Source organism: Methylobacterium hispanicum (genome assembly GCF_022179285.1).
Lineage (GTDB): Bacteria > Pseudomonadota > Alphaproteobacteria > Rhizobiales > Beijerinckiaceae > Methylobacterium > Methylobacterium hispanicum.
The window spans coordinates 69065-85674 of the sequence record NZ_BPQO01000021.1; the positions used below are offsets into that span (position 1 = coordinate 69065).

General features: G+C 70.1%; 14 protein-coding genes and 2 pseudogenes. 11 read left to right on the forward strand and 5 right to left on the reverse strand.

The annotated features are described in order from the left end of the window. The first annotated feature begins 31 nt into the window (after positions 1–31). From gnd to MFF56_RS21610, 5 genes are all read left to right on the forward strand, one after another. Positions 32–1018 carry a phosphogluconate dehydrogenase (NAD(+)-dependent, decarboxylating) gene (gene gnd / locus MFF56_RS21590; RefSeq protein WP_066927817.1) on the forward strand — a complete coding sequence of 329 codons (987 nt, stop codon included), beginning with the start codon at positions 32–34 and terminating at the stop codon, positions 1016–1018. Positions 1019–1089: 71 nt separating this feature from the next. Next, on the forward strand, positions 1090–1824 hold the full coding sequence (pgl, locus tag MFF56_RS21595; RefSeq protein WP_066927819.1) for a 6-phosphogluconolactonase: 735 nt from the start codon (positions 1090–1092) through the stop codon (positions 1822–1824). A gap of 280 nt (positions 1825–2104) precedes the next feature. After that, positions 2105–2293 (forward strand): hypothetical protein, encoded by a 189-nt coding sequence (locus tag MFF56_RS21600; protein ID WP_156454060.1) that lies wholly within the window; start codon positions 2105–2107, stop codon positions 2291–2293. A 167-nt stretch (positions 2294–2460) separates the two neighbouring features. Continuing rightward, complete coding sequence (locus MFF56_RS21605; RefSeq protein WP_066927823.1) at positions 2461–3507, forward strand: HD-GYP domain-containing protein; 1047 nt, start codon at positions 2461–2463, stop codon at positions 3505–3507. Between the two features lie 279 nt (positions 3508–3786). Continuing rightward, positions 3787–5475, forward strand: a complete 1689-nt coding sequence (locus tag MFF56_RS21610) for a methyl-accepting chemotaxis protein (protein ID WP_238230996.1) — start codon at positions 3787–3789, stop codon at positions 5473–5475. Between the two features lie 72 nt (positions 5476–5547). Here MFF56_RS21610 and MFF56_RS21615 read toward each other — a convergent pair whose 3' ends face one another. Together MFF56_RS21615 and MFF56_RS21620 are read right to left on the reverse strand one after the other, a co-directional pair. Continuing rightward, a complete protein-coding gene (locus MFF56_RS21615) occupies positions 5548–6666 on the reverse strand; it encodes a 2'-deoxycytidine 5'-triphosphate deaminase (RefSeq protein WP_066925732.1) in 1119 nt (372 codons plus the stop codon). Positions 6667–7578: 912 nt separating this feature from the next. Further along, complete coding sequence (locus MFF56_RS21620) at positions 7579–8250, reverse strand: hypothetical protein (protein WP_012455900.1); 672 nt, start codon at positions 8248–8250, stop codon at positions 7579–7581. Positions 8251–8818: 568 nt separating this feature from the next. On the opposite strand from MFF56_RS21620, the gene MFF56_RS21625 reads away from it, so the two are divergent. The 3 genes and pseudogenes from MFF56_RS21625 to MFF56_RS21635 form a co-directional block, all read left to right on the forward strand. Beyond that, positions 8819–10273 carry a tyrosine-type recombinase/integrase gene (locus tag MFF56_RS21625; RefSeq protein WP_017484323.1) on the forward strand — a complete coding sequence of 485 codons (1455 nt, stop codon included), beginning with the start codon at positions 8819–8821 and terminating at the stop codon, positions 10271–10273. Between the two features lie 434 nt (positions 10274–10707). Then, positions 10708–11520, forward strand: coding sequence for a hypothetical protein (locus MFF56_RS21630; RefSeq protein WP_231343950.1), 813 nt, complete (start codon positions 10708–10710; stop codon positions 11518–11520). A gap of 321 nt (positions 11521–11841) precedes the next feature. After that, positions 11842–11982, forward strand: a pseudogene (locus MFF56_RS21635) (glutaredoxin); the annotation flags it as partial. Positions 11983–12040: 58 nt separating this feature from the next. Here the strand turns inward: MFF56_RS21635 and MFF56_RS21640 are convergent. Further along, positions 12041–12268 (reverse strand): hypothetical protein, encoded by a 228-nt coding sequence (locus MFF56_RS21640; RefSeq protein ID WP_012455897.1) that lies wholly within the window; start codon positions 12266–12268, stop codon positions 12041–12043. 263 nt (positions 12269–12531) lie between these two features. Here MFF56_RS21640 and MFF56_RS21645 point away from each other — a divergent pair, with 263 nt between their 5' ends. The 3 genes from MFF56_RS21645 to MFF56_RS21655 all read left to right on the forward strand — a co-directional run bounded on the left by MFF56_RS21645 (position 12532) and on the right by MFF56_RS21655 (position 15003). After that, complete coding sequence (locus tag MFF56_RS21645) at positions 12532–13389, forward strand: Dps family protein (RefSeq protein WP_012455896.1); 858 nt, start codon at positions 12532–12534, stop codon at positions 13387–13389. Positions 13390–13756: 367 nt separating this feature from the next. After that, positions 13757–14302 carry a cytochrome b gene (locus MFF56_RS21650; protein ID WP_012455895.1) on the forward strand — a complete coding sequence of 182 codons (546 nt, stop codon included), beginning with the start codon at positions 13757–13759 and terminating at the stop codon, positions 14300–14302. Between the two features lie 5 nt (positions 14303–14307). Continuing rightward, positions 14308–15003, forward strand: a complete 696-nt coding sequence (locus MFF56_RS21655) for a VIT1/CCC1 transporter family protein (RefSeq protein WP_012455894.1) — start codon at positions 14308–14310, stop codon at positions 15001–15003. On the opposite strand, the gene MFF56_RS21660 is transcribed toward MFF56_RS21655, so the two are convergent. Both MFF56_RS21660 and MFF56_RS32315 read right to left on the reverse strand, forming a co-directional pair. Continuing rightward, positions 15004–15255 (reverse strand): hypothetical protein, encoded by a 252-nt coding sequence (locus MFF56_RS21660; RefSeq protein WP_012455893.1) that lies wholly within the window; start codon positions 15253–15255, stop codon positions 15004–15006. Positions 15256–15892: 637 nt separating this feature from the next. After that, positions 15893–16604, reverse strand: a pseudogene (locus MFF56_RS32315) (hypothetical protein). Positions 16605–16610: the final 6 nt, after the last annotated feature.

Sequence of the window (16610 nt, forward strand, 5' to 3'; positions counted from 1 at the left end):
GAACCGGGGGCGATCCGAAGGAAGGGCAGCGATGCAACTTGGCATGATCGGCCTCGGCCGGATGGGCGGCAACATCGTCCGCCGGCTCCTGCGGGACGGGCACTCCGCGGTGGTCTACGACCGCGACCCCGAGGCGGTGGCGGCCCTCGTCGAGGCGGGCGCCACGGGCGCCGACAGCCTGGAGGATCTCGTCGCCAAGCTGGAGGCGCCCCGCGCCGCCTGGGTGATGCTGCCGGCCGGCGCCATCACCGAGGAGACTGTGAAGCAACTCGGCGACCTGATGGCGCCCGAGGACACCATCATCGACGGCGGCAACTCCTTCTACGGCGACGACGTGCGCCGGGCGGGCGAGCTGCGCCCCAAGGGCATCCACTACGTCGATGTCGGCACCTCGGGCGGCGTCTGGGGGCTGGAGCGCGGCTACTGCATGATGATCGGCGGCGACACGCCGAGCGTGGACCGGCTCGACCCGATCTTCAGGACGCTGGCCCCGGGCGCCGGCGAGATCCCCCGAACCCCGGGCCGCGAGGGGCGCGACCCCCGGGCGGAACTCGGCTACATCCACGCAGGTCCCTGCGGCGCCGGCCACTTCGTGAAGATGGTCCATAACGGCATCGAGTACGGCCTGATGCAGGCCTATGCCGAGGGCTTCGACATCCTGCGCCACGCCAATGCCGAGAGCGTGCCGGAGGCGCGCCGCTACGACCTCGAACTCGGCGACATCGCCGAGGTCTGGCGGCGCGGCAGCGTGATCTCGTCATGGCTGCTCGACCTCACCGCGAGCGCGCTCGCGGGCGACGAGCACCTGGAGGACTATTCCGGCTTCGTCGAGGATTCGGGCGAGGGCCGCTGGACCATCAACGCGGCCGTCGAGGAGGGGGTGCCCGCCACCGTCCTGTCGAACGCCCTCTACCGCCGCTTCCGCTCCCGCGAGCAGGAGAGCTACGCCGACAAGCTGCTCTCGGCGATGCGCAAGGGTTTTGGCGGCCATCTGGAGCCGAAGCAGCCGAAGATGTGAGGAACTGCCGCCCGCCCCGCGGGGTACCCGAGCAAGCGACGGATCCGACGCGGGACCGCCAGAGGAGCCCCATGCCGAGCCACCTGCCTCCGGGCGCCCAGGTCCTGCCGGACGCCGACGCGGTCGCCCGCGCGGCGGCCGATCATCTCGTGGCGGTCTGCGCCGACGCGGCACAGGAGCGGATCGCCGTCTGCCTCTCGGGCGGCTCGACCCCGAAGCGCCTCTACGAGCTGCTGGCCGGGCCAGAATACGTCGATCGCCTCCCCTGGGACCGCCTGCACTGGTTCTTCGGCGACGACCGAGTGGTGCCCTGGGACGACCCGTTGAGCAACGTCCGCATGGTGCGCGAGGCCTTCGGGCACGGCGCGCCGCTGCCCGAGACGCACCTCCACTTCATCCCCTCCGATCTCGGGCCCGAGCGGGGCGCCGAGGCCTATGCCCGCACGCTCCGCGACTTCTACGGCGCCGCGCGGCTCGACCCGGCCCGGCCGCTCTTCGACCTCGTCCTGCTCGGCCTCGGCGAGGACGGCCACACCGCCTCGCTGTTTCCGGGCAAGCCCGCCCTCGCCGAGACCGGGGCGCTCGCCGTCGCCGTGCCGGAGGCGGGGCTCGCCCCCTTCGTGCCGCGCATCACCCTCACCTTTCCGGCGCTCGCCTCCGCGCGCCGGTCGCTGTTCCTCGTCACCGGGGCGGGCAAGCGGGAGGCGCTGGCGCGCATCCACGCGGGCGAGGACCTGCCGGCTTCCCGCGTGACCAGCCTCGGGGGGCTCGTCTGGCTCATCGACGCCGCGGCGGCGGAGGCCTGAGCGGGCATCGCCTCGACGGGCCGATCGAGAGCCGACGACGAACCGGTGACGCCGGCCCGCGGGATTCCCCCGCGGCGCGGCCGACGGCCTTGATTCCGCCGCGGCGGCAGGGTCGGGTGGATCCACCGATCCGCCGGGCCAGCCACCCCCGATGACCGAAGATCTCGCGCCCTCCCGGCGTTCGACCGCGCGCGGCCTCGCTTTCCGCCGCCGCAGCCGGATCGTGCCGGGCCCCCTCCGGCCCGCTCAGACTCGGGCGCGAGGCGGCGTTGCGGCCGGGATGCTCACCGGCGCCCTGCTCGGCCTCGCCTTCCTGGCGGCCTTCACCCTGCCCTTCGTGCGCGTGGGCGGCGGTGCCGACGCCGGGTCCAAGAGCCTCCGTACCGTCGCGGCCCAGGATGGCCGGGTGCCGGACGCGGCCGGCGCCGCGGCGGAGCGCGCGGCGGATCCCGACACCCCGTCCCGGTGACGCGGTGAAATTAACGCCGTCTTGGTCATCGGCGGGACAAGAGTTGGATAGATTCGGGAGTGGACTTGGGAAAACCCCCAATCGGTGCGAAGGAGGTTTCGCCCGCTTTCGTGCCCGCAACGACAGGTCCGGCATCCAACGTCAACCGTCCGTCTTCGGCGCCGGGCATGCTCCTTCTTCTCACCGACAGGCCGGATCGCAACACCGTCCTGGCCCAGCTTCTCGAGCAGATCGCGCCCTGCCGCGTCTCCACGGTGCAGGGGCGCTTCCCCGGCCGCATCGAGTCGGTGCTCGGTCTCGTCGCCGACATCGACCTGCTGCAGCCTGACGCCGCCCGCAGCCTGCGCACCCTGCGAGGGGCCGCGGGTGGGGCGCGCACGCCCCTGATCTGCCTGATGCGCAGCATGGGCGAGCGCAGCCTCGCCGAGGCGCGCAGGCTGGGGGCCGAGCTCTGCCTGCCCGGCGACACGCCGGCCCGCACCGTGGCGCAGGCGGTGCTCGCCCATCTGCGCCCGGCCTCCACCGGCATCGAGGCGGTCGTCGCCCGCGGGGCCGACGAGGCCGGCACGGTGATCACCGGCCTGCTCGACGCCGTGCGAAACGGCAAGGCGGTCCAGGCCGCCGCGATCGACGAGGGCCTGACGCCCGTGCTCACGGCCGTCGAGGCCGGCGGCCTCGACCGCTGGCTGTCCACCGTGCGCAGCTACGACGACGCGACCTACCAGCACTGCCTGCTGGTGACGGGGCTCGCCGCGACCTTCGCGATCGACCTTGGCTTCTCCGAGCGCGACCGGCAGCAGATCGTGCGCGCCGCCCTGGTGCACGATGTCGGCAAGGCGCGCATTCCCCTCGACGTCCTGAACAAGCCCGGCCGGCTGGAACCCGCCGAGCAGGCCGTGATGCGCTCGCACGCCGCGCTGGGACACCGCATCCTCGTGGAGGCGGGCGGGTTCGACGCCCTCACCCTCGACGTCGTCCGCCACCACCACGAGGCGCTCGATGGCTCGGGCTATCCCGACGGCCTCGCGGGCGGCGCGATCAGCGATCCCGTCCGGCTGGTGACGATCTGCGACATCTACGCCGCCCTCGTGGAGAGCCGCCCTTACCGGACTCCAATGCCGAGCGGCCAGGCCGTCGAGGTGCTGCTGGGCATGGCGGGCAAGCTCGACATGCCCCTGGTCCACGCCTTCGCCCGCAGCGTCTCCGGGACCTGAGAGCCCCGCTGCGGGGTGCGTCGTTCCGTCGCGACAGGGGGGCGGGACCAGCCCTCCAGCCCCGCCCAGCCCCGCGCTCCTGCCCGGGACCGTGCGCGCGCGCGGCCCGAGCGGGTATCCTGGGTTGTGTTGATCGATTACTGTATTTTTTCGGTTGTGGACGTGCCCGCCCGAGGCGCGCGGTGAATTAGAGATTCTCTTACCGGTATTGCTCACAGATCGGTCGGATCCACCGCAATCGAATGCCTCCGATCCATCGAACGGGACGCAGCCGCCCCCATGCGCGCATTTGCTCGACTCAAGCTGGTCACGAAGCTGGCCGCCGTACTCTTCGTCCTCATCCTCGCGGCGGCGGGCTCGGCCGCCGTCACGTGGCGCGACGTGGCGTCCATGCAGGATGCCAGCAGCTGGAACGAGCACACCCACCGGGTGCTCGAACAGGTCGAGGCCCTGGCCGGCGCCATGGTCAACCAGGAGACCGGGGTGCGCGGCTACCTGCTCTCCGCCGACGAGCGCTTCCTCGACCCCTACAGGGCCGGCGCCGGGCGCTACGCCGAGGCGCTCGCCGAGGCGCGCCGCCTCACCGCCGACAATCCCCGGCAGCTGCGGCGCCTCGACCAGATCGACGTGCTGGCGCGCCGGTGGCGGGAGCAGGTCGGCGAGCGGGCGATCGCGCTGATGCGCGAGCCGGAGACCCGCGGCCAGGCCCGTCAGATCGAGATCTCGGGGCAGGGCAGGACCGTGATGGACGCCCTGCGCGCCAAGGCCGGGGAGATCGACGCGGCCGAGCGGGGCCTGCTGGGCGAGCGGGTCGCGGCGGCCGAGGCGGCCGCTTTGGACGCGCGCGTCGCCGTCCTGGGGGGGCTTCTGGTCATGGTCGGCGCGGCCGTCCTCGGCATCCTCCTGTTGAACCGCACCGTCTCGAGCCCGCTGCGCGCGATGACCGTCCTGATGGGCCGTCTGGCGGATGGCGACGCGACGACGGAGGTGAGCCACCGCGACAGGCGCGACGAGATCGGCGCGATCGCGGCCGCCGTGCAGGTGTTCAAGGAGAACCTCGTCCGCACGCGCCAGCTCGAGGAGGAGACGGCGCTGGCCCGGGCCGGGGCCGAGGCGCAGCGCCGGGCGGCGACGCACGCGATGGCGGACGGGTTCGAGCGCGCGGTCGGCGGCATCGTGGCGACCGTCACGGCGGCGGCGACCGAGCTGCAGGCCACCGCCCGCGGCATGTCGGGCACGGCCGACCTCGCCGCCGGCCAGTCGAGCGCCGTGGCGGCGGCGGCGAGCCAGGCGGCCTCGAACGTCGCCACCGTTGCGGCGGCGGCGGAGGAACTCGGCTCGTCGGTGGCCGAGATCGGCCGGCAGGTCTCGGGCTCGGCCGACCTCGCCCAGGACGCGGTGGCGGAGGCCGACGCAACGGCCGGCCTCGTGCAGGATCTGGCCCAGGCTGCCAGCCGCATCGGCGACGTGGTGGCGCTGATCTCGCAGATCGCCGGCCAGACCAACCTCTTGGCGCTCAACGCCACCATCGAGGCGGCGCGCGCCGGCGAGGCGGGGCGCGGCTTCGCGGTGGTGGCCGCCGAGGTGAAGGAGCTCGCCGCCCAGACGGCGCGAGCGACGGAGGAGATCTCGACGCAGATCGGCCGGATCCAGGGCTCGACGGATCAGGCGGTCGGCGCCATCGGCGGGATCACGGGCCGGATCCGCGACTTGAGCGGCGTCGCCAACGCGATCGCGGCGGCGGTGGAGGAGCAGGGCGCGGCGACCCAGGAGATCGTGCGCAACGTCTCGCAGGCGGCCACCGGCACCGCCGAGGTGACGACGAACGTGGCCGGCGTCGCCGGCGCGGCGTCCGAGACGGGCGCGGCCGCCGCCCAGGTGCTGGCCTCGGCCTCCGAGCTGTCGCGCCAGTCCGAGCACCTGAGCGCAGAGGTCGGACGCTTCCTCGCCACCGTGCGGGCCGCCTGAGCGGGCGGCCGGGCACGGGTTCCCGCCCGCGCCCGGCCGGCGCCGTCCAGGGGGCGGCCCTCGGCGGGCCGCTCAGGCGAAGTGCTTCGAGAGCTTGAGGCCCTGGGCCTGATAGTTCGAGCCGGCGCCGGCCGCGCCGTAGAGGGTCCGGGGCAGCGCGGCCATCCGCTCGTAGACGAGGCGGCCGACGATCTGGCCGTCCTCCAGCAGGAAGGGCACGTCGCGCGAGCGCACCTCCAGCACGGCCCGGGCGCCGCTGCCGCCCGCCCCCGCATGGCCGAAGCCCGGGTCGAAGAAGCCCGCGTAGTGCACCCGGAACTCGCCCACCAGCGGATCGAACGGCACCATCTCGGCGGCGTGGTCGGGCGGAACCTGCACCGCCTCCTTCGAGGCCAGGATGTAGAACTGGCCGGGGTCGAGGATCAGCGTGCCCGAACCGTCGGCGGCGAGCGGCTCCCAGAAGTCGCGGACGCGGTGGCGGCCGGGCGCGTCGACGTCGACGAGGCCCGTGTGGCGCTTGGCCCGGTAGCCGATCAGCCCGTCGAAGCCCGCCAGATCCACCGAGACCGCCACGCCCCCCTGGAAGGAGGGCTCGGCCGTGCTGACGAGGGGGGAGCGGGCGTGGAGTGCCGCGAGTTCCGCCTCGCGCAGGCGCGGGTCGCCCCGCCGGAAGCGGATCTGCGACAGGCGCGAGCCCGCGCGCACCAGGACCGGGAAGGTGCGCGGCGAGATCTCGGCGTAGAGCGGGCCGGCATAGCCCGGCTCGACCTGATCGAAGGCCGCCGCCCGGTCAGTGATGACCCGGGTGAACACGTCGATGCGCCCGGTCGAGCTCTTCGGGTTCGCCGAGGCCGCCAGATCGCCCGGCAGCGCGAGGCTCTCCTGCAACTCGGCGATGTAGACGCAGCCGGTCTCCAGCACCGCGCCCTCGCTGAGGTCGATCTCGTGCAGGGAGAGCGCCGCCACGCAGGCGGAGACGGGGCGCTCCCGCCCCGGCAGGAAGCTCGTGCGTACCCGGAAGACGCGCCGCCCGAGGCGTAGGTCGAGGCTCGCCGGCTGGATCTGGCCGGGGGCGAAGGGGGCGTCCGCGCGGATCGCGCCGGCCTCGGCGAGCGCGGCGATGTCCTCGGCCGGCAGGATGCCGTCGGCCGGCAGGCCGGCACCGGATTCCCGCATCGTGCTGGTGTCCATGGCGCGTGGGGTCCCGTGCGAAAAGCTCCTTGTTCCCCGAAGACGCCTAAGCCGCCGTTAAAGGCAAGCGCCCGCGCCCGCCGCGCGCGGTGATCCGGCAAGCGGGGGCCGTCAGCGCGCCGCGATCGAAGGAGCGGCCGTTCTCAACAGGCACGGCCGTCCCGCGCGCGAGCGCCGGCCGATCCGAAAAGATATGCGTGTTCAAGGATTTCGGGGTCCATCAGGCCCTCTGAGGGACCTGGTGGAGCTGAGGGGACCGTTACCCCGGTCGGAGCTAAGCCATTGAACTGGAAAAATACTCTTTCCCCTCCGTGACTTGTCGGGAGATGGCTTGGGAGGGCCATGGGATTTATGGATCCTTGGGCCTCGTCCTACCACCGCCAGGGGTTCCCCGCCTCGGATGGGGATCAGCGGCCTTCGCCGCCAGATCCCGCGGTCATGCTCGACCCGGTCCGTCGTGGTTCCATCCAGCTCGGATGCCGGAGCGGCGACGCTTCGAGAGCCCCACCCCGGAACAACGCATCGACGTGTTCGTGTGTAGGGACAGCCTCGCCCTCGTGCGAAGCGCCGCACGGGTCAAGGGAGCGGCCTTCGCCGGCGTGCCTGTTCTGCCTTGGAGCATGCGCGTTCGCGGTCCGTGATACGGCAGGGGTCCGTTCGACGCGTTTCACCGCCCCGGCCTGATCGGACCGTTCTTGGGTTGCGACAGCGCCGTCGTTCGTCCGCCTGAGGAGGGTGGCAGACCGCGAAGCCTGCCGACCGTCCTCGATCCCGGGCGCGTGCAGGTCATGCCGCCTCCGTCGTCCCCGGCGAGAACCGCAAGCCCATGTGCCGATGGCCCGTGTGACCCCGGGTCGGCAATGCCACGCCGCTCGCCCGCGACTACGGGTGAAGCCGAACGCGAAGGCCGGTTCAGGATGCCTGGCTCATCGCGCCGCGTCCGTCGCCGTAAATGAGCCAAGCTTGCTCGGCCTGGACGCGGTCGAGGAACCGGAGGGCCACGGTTCTGGTGGGAACGCCCTTGGTGCCCTGGCTGATGAGCATGAGCCGGCCTTCGCCCTTGGCCAGCATCTTGCCGACGCCACCGGGAGAGGATGGGTCCGACCAGACCGCGTGCACCACGTCGGCCCGGAGGAAAAGGTCTTCCACGGTCACCTTTCCGTCCCTCACGAGATCGCCGTTTCGGTTCGCCTCATCGACAAGGCGGCGCATCTCGGTCGTGTTCGCACGCAGCAAGGCCGCGACTTCAGGAGAGGGTTGCGCAGTTCCTGGCAAGGTGGTGGACCCGTCGCCGAAGGCATCGTTCAACGCCTCCGCCATGAAGCGGTCGATGCATGGAACCGCGGTCACCTTCCCCTTGAGGCGGCCGGACTTCTCCATACGCCGGCCCACGCGCTTCCCCTTGACGAGGATCACGTGCGGGACGCCCGATCCCTCCCCGTCCGGGAACACGGCCCAGGCACAGTCAGCCGACCCGACGAGCGAGCGCATGTATTCCATGCGTTCCCGAACGGGTAAGGCGTTCAACGCCTGAGCGTGCTTGTTGGCCATTCCGGTTAGCTGTGCCAGGAGCCGCTGGTCCATGTATCCCCCCAAGTTGCGAACAGGGTGCACGGAACAAGACTCGCAGTCGTGAACGCCCAGGCTACCCGCGCCGCAAAAACGATGGCGTGGTTGAGAGCGCGTAACCGGACTCGGACCCTGTGGGCGCTGCTGCATACCCGCGTCGGCACGGTCGCGAGGCTTCCGGAGAAACCCACATCCATATCCCGGTGTATGAGGCGCCCCTCGGCGCGTGATGCGTCCTGCCAAAAGGGAGCAAAGCACCGGCATGACGGTCCGGTCGTGTCATCGGCCCTGCATCTCGCTGGGCATGAAGTGACATGAGCTCGCTCTCGCCGACGCGCATCGGTCCTAGCTGCGCGCCGGGCGGTGGCCATCGTTTCTTATCTACGGTATAATTATTCGCCCACGACTAGCACGGCGACCGGCTTGGGGACCGGGGCGGAGCCGGTTGGCAGCAGCACGACGCGTTAGTGTTGGATCAAGGTACTCGCCCCATCATCGACACTGCAGCGGACCGACGATTGACTGTCTGAGGTGCCCGGCATCCCGCTTGGCAGGAGTGAAGCGTCGCCGCGCTGGGCTCCGCATGGAGTACGTCTTGGCCCGCACGCCCGACCCGAAGAAGGCTTACCTGGAATTGCACGGCGGTACGTGGCGGGTCACGGTCTCGGTTCCGGTACCGGTGCGGCGCGCCCTCGGGGCCACGAAGCTCGTGCACAATCTCGGCACGGACAGCCTCAGGGAGGCGAACGTGCTCAAGAGGAAGCACGTGGAGCGCTTCAAGCGGCGGATCGCGGAGGCCATGGAGGCGGTGGGGCGCCCCGGCGTGGACGACATGAAGATCGCCGTTGAGTTCTCGAAGGTCGCCGAGGAACTCAAGCGGAACGGCAGTGCCGAGGATTGGCAGGAGTTTCAGGAGGCGGTCTACGAGCGCCATGCGGAGATCCGCTGGAAGGACGCGCGTTGGGTCAGGGTCGAAGATCCCGAGGAAGGTCCGAACGAGGTCGAGGAGGCGCTTCCCGAGCAGACCGAGAAGGCCATGCTCTTCTCGGCGATCTCGCACGGTCGGGCGACTCCCGTCGACCTGATGCACGAGGACTACCGCAAGCAGCTCTTCGTCAAGGACCGGACCCGGGCGGACGACGCCCGCGCGCTGCGTTTCCTGCAGGAATGGTGCAAGCGCGAGCGCATCCCGGCCACGCTTCAGGAGATCGACGTGAGGCGCGCGCACGCCTTCGCCGACGCGCTGGTCGAGATGACCGGCCTCCACCACGTGACGCTCAACAAGTACATCGGCCGGCTCTCCGGCTACTGGCAGTGGATGGTGCCGAGGACGGCGGCCGTGTCGGGCAACGTGTTCGCCAACGTCCGCCTCAAGGGCCCGAAGGAGAAGCACGACCAGAAGGAGAGGCCCTTCAAGGACAGTGAACTCGCGGACCTGCTCCGCGGGCCCGCCCCGCCGAAGCTGCGAGACCTGATGCTGATCGGGGCGCTGACCGGGGCGCGGCTCGACGCCATCGTCGACCTGAAGGTCCGCGACACGGCGTACAATTGCTTCCTGTTCAAGCCTCAGAAGCAGGAGGCGTCGGCCCGCTACGTCCCGATCCATGCCGACCTGGCGGAACTCGTCGCCCGGCGAACGGCCGGCAAGCAGCCCGAGGACGACCTTTTTCCGGAATGGCCCCCCGTCAAGAAGGCCGACTCGATGCGCGAGCGCAGCTTCAAGGCCTCGAACCGGTTCACGGAATACCGCCGAAGCGTCGGGGTCGACGAGGTGGTGCCCGGCAAGCGGCGGTCCCTGGTGAATTTCCACTCCTTCCGGCGCTGGTTCAGCAGCCGCATGGAGCAGGCCGGGGTGCCGGGCGAGATGATTTCCGCGATCGTCGGGCACAAGCGCAGCAGCATCACCCTGGACGTATACAGCGAGGGGCCGCACATGCGCGCGGCGCGTCGAGCCATCGCCAAGCTCAAGTTGCCCCCGCTGGACGGCAGCCCGATCCGCGATGAGATGACCCTCAGGCCGCGGGCGCATCCCAGGTAGGGCGCGGTTTCGACGGGCGGTCGGGCGCATCCGGCATCCGCACGGGCAGCCGTCCGCGCGACCGGCTTGCTCCGTCCCCCCCAGGAACCGTTACGGGCAGCGGGTCTCGCCTCGCCCATCGGCGTCGCCCTCGCGTGATGGCCTCGTCCCGGGAGCAAGCGCCTGGGCGTCGCGAGCCACGCGACGTGACCCAAGGTCATTTGTCTGCATCCTGGAGGTTTGCGGTAACCTTCATGACGGCTTCGGGTCGGCTCCGCGCCACCGCCACCTTGTCGCAGGTATTATACTGATGGTATAAATAAGCGTCGCAGGGGGCGAGGTTCGAGCGTGCACTGACGGAGGTGGCAATGGTCGTGGGGTTCTTTTCTGACGATGGTTCCGCTCTTTACGCCGCGCTGTTGGCCAGCTGCGGGCTCGCGTGCGTAGGACGGTTCATGACCGTCATCGACGGACACGAGATCGGGCGGCCGACCTGCGGTCCATCCATGGAGGACGCGGCGGCATCCCGGGCGGACATGTCCGCGATGCTCGCGCGGGCCGCGGCCGGCGGCCAAGCCGACGTCGGCTTCGTCGCCCCGCTCGGCTTCCTGCATGAGGGCGGCGTCTGGACCCACCTCGACGTGGCCGTGGTCTCCGGAGGGGACCCCCTGCAAGCCAGGCGCGCTAGGCGGTCCGCCGGTCACGCTGCCGGCGGAGAGCTCGCGTCCGGCGCGAAGCGTCGGGACGCATCCGATCGCTGCGCGCGGCGCCCGTGGCTCCTGACGTTCGGGGCGGGGCGGCCTCATGGGCCTGCCGCATCGCCCAAGCATGGCCTGCAGGGACGCGGCACCGAAGCCGCCGCGAGGACGCTGCCGGTCCGGGTGCCTTTGCCCGGCCGATCCGTGAAGGCCGCCATGGACCGCGGGCTTCCGACGCTTGAGACCCTACGCATCGGGATCCTGCTGGCGGCGACCTTTGAGGTCGCCGCTGCGGTTCCCGACGCGGCCGCTGTCGAACTCGCGACGATGTCCGACCTGATGTCCCCGGCATCCCATCCGGCTGACCAAGCCCTGGCCGGACGCCTGTCCGATCTGGCGGATCGGCTGGACGACATCGAACGGGCGCTGGGTACGCCGGCATCGCCGGCCGCCTCCAACAGGCGGGATCGGGGCATGCGGAGGATTGCCAGGTCCTGTCGCGACGCCGTCCCGGAACTGCCGGCGGCATCCTGGCCGACGGGCAGCGCATCCGCTGCCGGACCTCGATAGCCGGAATCGCTTCCCGCTACGCGACCGTGCGTCGACACCTGACCCGCCGATCCGGTCTCAAGAAACGCTCCGCCCCTGCCCGATCCGGTTCCGGTAGGGGCGCGAGCCGGCCACGCTGCGTCGGGCGCCCGCTGCGCCCCGCCCAAAGTGGCATCCGAATGGGACAACCAAGTGGGCGCGATGGGCGTCAAGGCCGACGCTCGGATGCCACGCGCGCAGGGTATCGGGTCAGCGCAACCTCATACCCGGCCTCGAAGTCGCGAAACCGCACCCCCGCGGGGCTCGCTCGCAGCGCCCGCTTAGACTCAGTCTCGGTGTTCAAAGGCGGTCCATCTCGACAAGTGCGACATCAAGTGCGCCTGCGTGGGCGGGTCGAGCAAGGTCCCGCTCGGCTTCGTCCCGCTCACCGAGAACGTGATGATGGTCGTTATGGCCTTCTGGATGCTGGCGATGCACCGTTGAGTGTCTTGCGCACCACCCTGGGAACCACCTGCCCCGCGCGAGAACCGGGGCGTAGACCTCAAGCCGGGTCGAGTTCGTTGACCAGCGTCGAGAGGTAGAGGGCGATCCGCCGGCTCGCCGCCGGGTCGGGGGCCGCGACCGAAAAGCCCACGTCGAGGATGTCGTCGCCGTAACGCCTCATCACCGACTCGGCCATCAGCGCGACCTCGCGCTCCGCCTGCGCCGTCAGGACCCGACGTCCGTCGCGGGTCGCCAACCGCACCTCGAAGCGCCGCGTGGACGTCAACGGTTTGCTCCCCTCGGGCGAGGCCGCCCGTCAGCGCGCCCGACGATGAGGTCAAGCAATGAACGGCCTCCGGAAACCTATCCGAAAACGCTCCCGTGACATGGCCGAGACCTCGCCAGGGGACAAGCGGGGCAGGAATCCCCGGTGCCTAAATTCGGGTTCATACCGGAACGAGGGGGAGGCCGTGTTCGTCCCAGCTAGGGCTTCCCGGCTGCCCGAAGGCGTGCGGGACCTCACCCAATGCAGCGTTCCCAAGGTTCCCGATGACCCGTCCGATCCACGCCCTGGCGGCCATGCTCCTCCTGGCCTCGACCGTGCTCACACCAGCCCTGGCACGCGAGGCCGCCCCAGCCTCAACCCCCGCCAAGGCGGTCGCCCCCTCCGCCGCACAGATCCTGGCGCGCATGCAGGTCGCCCAGGAAACCACCGCGACCCAGCCCGCGGGTTCACAGGGCCCTAGCAACAAGACCGAGGGCGTTCGCCAGTCCTCGCAGACCCAGGTGACAAGCCGCCAGCCCCTCGGGGCATTCCCGACGAACGAGGTCAGCCGCCAGCCGGTCATCGACCTCGGTGCCGGCGAGGAGGGCATGAAGAAGGACGTCGCCGCCCTTCAGCAGACCCTGACCGAGTTGCAGCAACTCCAGTTGCAGACCAAGCAGGCGCACTGGAACGCATCGGGCACCCTGTACTACCCGCTGCACCTCCTGCTGCAGGAGCACTACGAGGGCCTGTCGAAGTACGCCGACACCATCGCCGAGCGCCTCCTCGCGGTCGGCGTCTCGGCCGACGGGCGCGCGAACACCATCGTGAAGACTTCCGGCGTGCCGGAGATTCCCGGCGGCTTCCTCGACGATGCGCAGATCCTCGTGTGGTTCACCAACGCCTACAAGCGCGTCGGCGAGGAGGTGCACGCGGCCATCAAGACGACCGAGGACGTCGACCCCACCACGTCGAACCTGCTGCAGGAGGTCGAGCACGGGATCGCCAAGTACCAGTGGCAGATGCGGGCGCAGCTCCAGCGGACGCACACCGACCCGAACACCGGCTGGGACCTCAACGACAACAAGCCGGTCGACCTGCAGGGCCAGCAGGCTCCGGCCCAAACACCCGCCAAGCCCTGACGACAGCCAACCCCGCGCCGTCAGGCGCGGGGTTTCCCCTTGACCCGCGATCAGTTTATATTAATTCCAAACTAGAGATGCGCCCCCGGGATCGAACGACGCCTCAGCCTCCCCTCACGCCCGGCCAGCGAGCCATGTTGCTCCGGCTCGACCGGGAGGGACCGCTTGTCTCGCCCAAGCCCTGGGAGATGCGCACGGTCCGGTCCCTGAGGGAACGCGGGTTGATCCGCCCGCGGCTGTCGAGCCGGGACCCGGAGGGTCTCTGGTTCATCAGCGCCAAGGGCAGGCGAGCCATAGCCCCGGCGGGTCCAGCCGTCGGCGACCGTCATCCCCCGGCAGCATCACCGGCGTAGGCAGGATCTCGACCATGAATGCACCCGACGATACGACACGGCCGACGGCGAGATACGACGGCGGCACCATCGCGCTGCATTGGTTGACCGCGGCGCTCGTGCTCGGCCTATGGCTGGTCGGGACGTTCCTCGAAGACCTTGTCCCAAAGAGTGCCCTGCGCTCCGGCATCTGGTCGGCCCATTTCGACCTGGGCTTCGTCCTCACCGGCCTCGTCGTAGCCTTCCTCATCTGGCGGCGGGCCCGGGGCCGCGACCTGCCGGTCGATGACCCTGGGCCCCTTCATCGCCTGGCGAAGGCGACCCACGCCGCGCTCTACGTCCTGCTGCTGGTCATCGTCGGCCTCGGCATCGCCAACGCCTTCGTGCGCGGTGTCTCCCTCGGCCCGGTCAGCCTGCCGCAGATCGGCGACCCGGAGTGGCGGCGGCCCCTGACTCACTGGCACGGGTTGGCCGCCAACGTGCTGATGGTCCTGGCCCTGTTCCACGCGGTCGCCGCCCTCGTGCACCACTACCTCTGGCACGACGCCGTCCTGCGCCGCATGCTGCCCCGGGGATCCTGACGCCCATGCGACCCGTCCACCAGGAGCGGCACCTGATCGACCGCATCGGCTGGCTGCGAGCCGCCGTCCTCGGCGCAAATGACGGCCTCGTCTCCACCGCGAGCCTGATCGTGGGTGTGGCAGCCTCGTCCGCCAACACGGGTGAAATCCTCGTCGCCGGCAGCGCGGGCCTCGTGGCAGGCGCGATGTCGATGGCGGCCGGCGAGTACGTCTCGGTGAGTTCCCAGGCCGACACCGAGCAGGCCGACCTCGCCCGCGAGCAGCGCGAGCTCGGCGACGACCCGGCCGCCGAGTGGGAGGAACTCGCGCGGATCTACGTCGACCGGGGCCTCGACCATGCGCTCGCCTTGCAGGTCGCGGAACAACTGATGGCCAAGGATGCGCTCGGCGCCCATGCCCGGGACGAGCTCGGCATCTCCGAGGTCACGACGGCTCGGCCGGTCCAGGCGGCGCTGACCTCGGCGGCGACCTTCTCGGCCGGCGCGGCCTTACCCCTGGCGACGGCGGCGCTCTCGCCCGGCAACATCGCGGTCTATACGGTGTCGGGGGCCTCGCTGGTATTCCTGGCGGTGCTTGGGGGACTCGGCGCCAAGGCGGGCGGCGCCCCCATCGCCCGGGCGACGGCGCGGGTGACCTTCTGGGGCGTACTGGCCATGGCCGTCACGGCAGGAATCGGGAGCCTGGTCGGCAAGGCCGTCTGACTACCGCTGCGGATCGTGGCAGTGCATCTTCGGCGGCGCGGTCGCGCAATCGATGGAGCACGTCTGGTCGGGCCGGCAGAACCACTGCAGGGCGCCGGTCTTCAGACACGAGCCGGAACAGTGCCGGTGGGCCGCGTTCGTTGGTTCGACGAAGGACGCCGGCGCGTCCGGTGACGCCGCAGGTTGCTGGGCGAACGCTGCAGGCACGACCGCGAGTTGAACCAGCAGGAACCAACGCAAACGTCTCGCCATCGCAGTCTCCTCGAAAAGCGGCAGGCACACGCCGCATGTCTGCGACGACGATGCAGTGTGTAGTCGAGCTGCATTTAGCAACTGAAGATGTGAATGAAATTGACTAAAATCAATTTCATCGAATGCCGGCACCGACAATAGCGAGTGGCGGCAAGCACTTCAATGCTCATGTTGGAGAAGTGCTTGCCTGGCCTTGGGCAAGCCGGAACTGCTTTACCGCAGGTGGTGTTTCCGGCGGCGCTTCCGTCCGCGCTTTTCCCGGGGCGGGCCGCGCCATTCAAGGGAGGTTCCCGTCGATGGACAAGCCAGTCGCTGCCTGATCGGGGCCGTCAACCTGCTCGCGGCCGCCGACCCAGCACAGGCCGCGATGCCTGCCCAGACCGTGCTAACCGCGGCCATGCGTGCCGAGAGCTACGCCGACCTGCCCAAGCCCATCCCCGACGCTGTGGCGCTCCTAAAGGAGCCGGACGAGGTCGCGGCGAAGGCCAAACCGCTACTTGCCGCCTCTTAGGGCGAGGCCACGGTACAGCAGGCGCAATACTACTATCATCGCCACCATCACCATCACTGCTGCGACATGCCGTACGGGTACAGAGCCTGATGCGGCGGGGTGGATGGTTCCGCACCCCGCCCAGCCTTACCGCTGGCTCTTGGCGGCGCCTAGGATGCGCCGGTAGGTTCCGCCGAACACGGTGTGGGTCGCCGAGGTCCACTGCGAGTCCGCCGCCAGCGTCTCGCGGCTGGGGTAGATGCGTCGCGATTGGAGTTCGCGCTCGGCGCCTCCTCTTCGTTCATCGCCATGAGCTCGAAATCGGCCTCAACCGAGACGACGGACACCTGCATGAACGGCTCGTCCTTCCGGAAGATATGCCTGCGGCCTTCGTCCGGGGCCTTGAACACCATGAAGTACATCGTCGGCCCCCAGTGCCGGATGAGTGCCGGCATTGCGACCGGCACTGTTCCGGTCCAGTCGGTGTAGAAGCGTGGGTGGATCTCGGTCCTGATCACCTAATTCTCCTCGACCCTTAGGTCGATGAGGATCCGATAGGCGTAGTAGGCCTCGCCGAAGCTCCAGAGCGGCGGCCTTTGCGGTCCCGGTCCGCCGGGCTCGGCGAAATTCCCTCAAAGACCAGTCTTGCGGCCCTGGTGCTCACGCCCAATTCGGCGTCGTAGGCGTAGAACAGCTCGATCCCGCCTTTGACCGCTTCCAAGAGCGGGATGCAGTGCCAGGCATAATCCTGCGAGCCTTCTGTGCGGGGCTCCGGATCGCCCGCCCAACCGGGAATTTTCAAGCGCGTCCGCCGGGGCGGCAGCCCCGGCTCGATCAGCCTGACCTTCACCTGTCGCATTCTCGA

What these genes read in the sequence shown, in the direction of transcription:
- MFF56_RS21610 (WP_238230996.1), top strand. Translation starts at nt 3,787, where the DNA reads ATGCGCGCATTTGCTCGACTCAAGCTGGTCACGAAGCTGGCCGCCGTA.
- MFF56_RS21620 (WP_012455900.1), bottom strand. Translation starts at nt 8,250, where the DNA reads ATGGACCAGCGGCTCCTGGCACAGCTAACCGGAATGGCCAACAAGCAC.
- pgl (WP_066927819.1), top strand. Translation starts at nt 1,090, where the DNA reads ATGCCGAGCCACCTGCCTCCGGGCGCCCAGGTCCTGCCGGACGCCGAC.
- MFF56_RS21655 (WP_012455894.1), top strand. Translation starts at nt 14,308, where the DNA reads ATGCGACCCGTCCACCAGGAGCGGCACCTGATCGACCGCATCGGCTGG.
- MFF56_RS21625 (WP_017484323.1), top strand. Translation starts at nt 8,819, where the DNA reads ATGGAGTACGTCTTGGCCCGCACGCCCGACCCGAAGAAGGCTTACCTG.
- MFF56_RS21660 (WP_012455893.1), bottom strand. Translation starts at nt 15,255, where the DNA reads ATGGCGAGACGTTTGCGTTGGTTCCTGCTGGTTCAACTCGCGGTCGTG.
- MFF56_RS21600 (WP_156454060.1), top strand. Translation starts at nt 2,105, where the DNA reads ATGCTCACCGGCGCCCTGCTCGGCCTCGCCTTCCTGGCGGCCTTCACC.
- MFF56_RS21630 (WP_231343950.1), top strand. Translation starts at nt 10,708, where the DNA reads ATGACCGTCATCGACGGACACGAGATCGGGCGGCCGACCTGCGGTCCA.
- gnd (WP_066927817.1), top strand. Translation starts at nt 32, where the DNA reads ATGCAACTTGGCATGATCGGCCTCGGCCGGATGGGCGGCAACATCGTC.
- MFF56_RS21605 (WP_066927823.1), top strand. Translation starts at nt 2,461, where the DNA reads ATGCTCCTTCTTCTCACCGACAGGCCGGATCGCAACACCGTCCTGGCC.
- MFF56_RS21645 (WP_012455896.1), top strand. Translation starts at nt 12,532, where the DNA reads ATGACCCGTCCGATCCACGCCCTGGCGGCCATGCTCCTCCTGGCCTCG.
- MFF56_RS21615 (WP_066925732.1), bottom strand. Translation starts at nt 6,666, where the DNA reads ATGGACACCAGCACGATGCGGGAATCCGGTGCCGGCCTGCCGGCCGAC.
- MFF56_RS21650 (WP_012455895.1), top strand. Translation starts at nt 13,757, where the DNA reads ATGAATGCACCCGACGATACGACACGGCCGACGGCGAGATACGACGGC.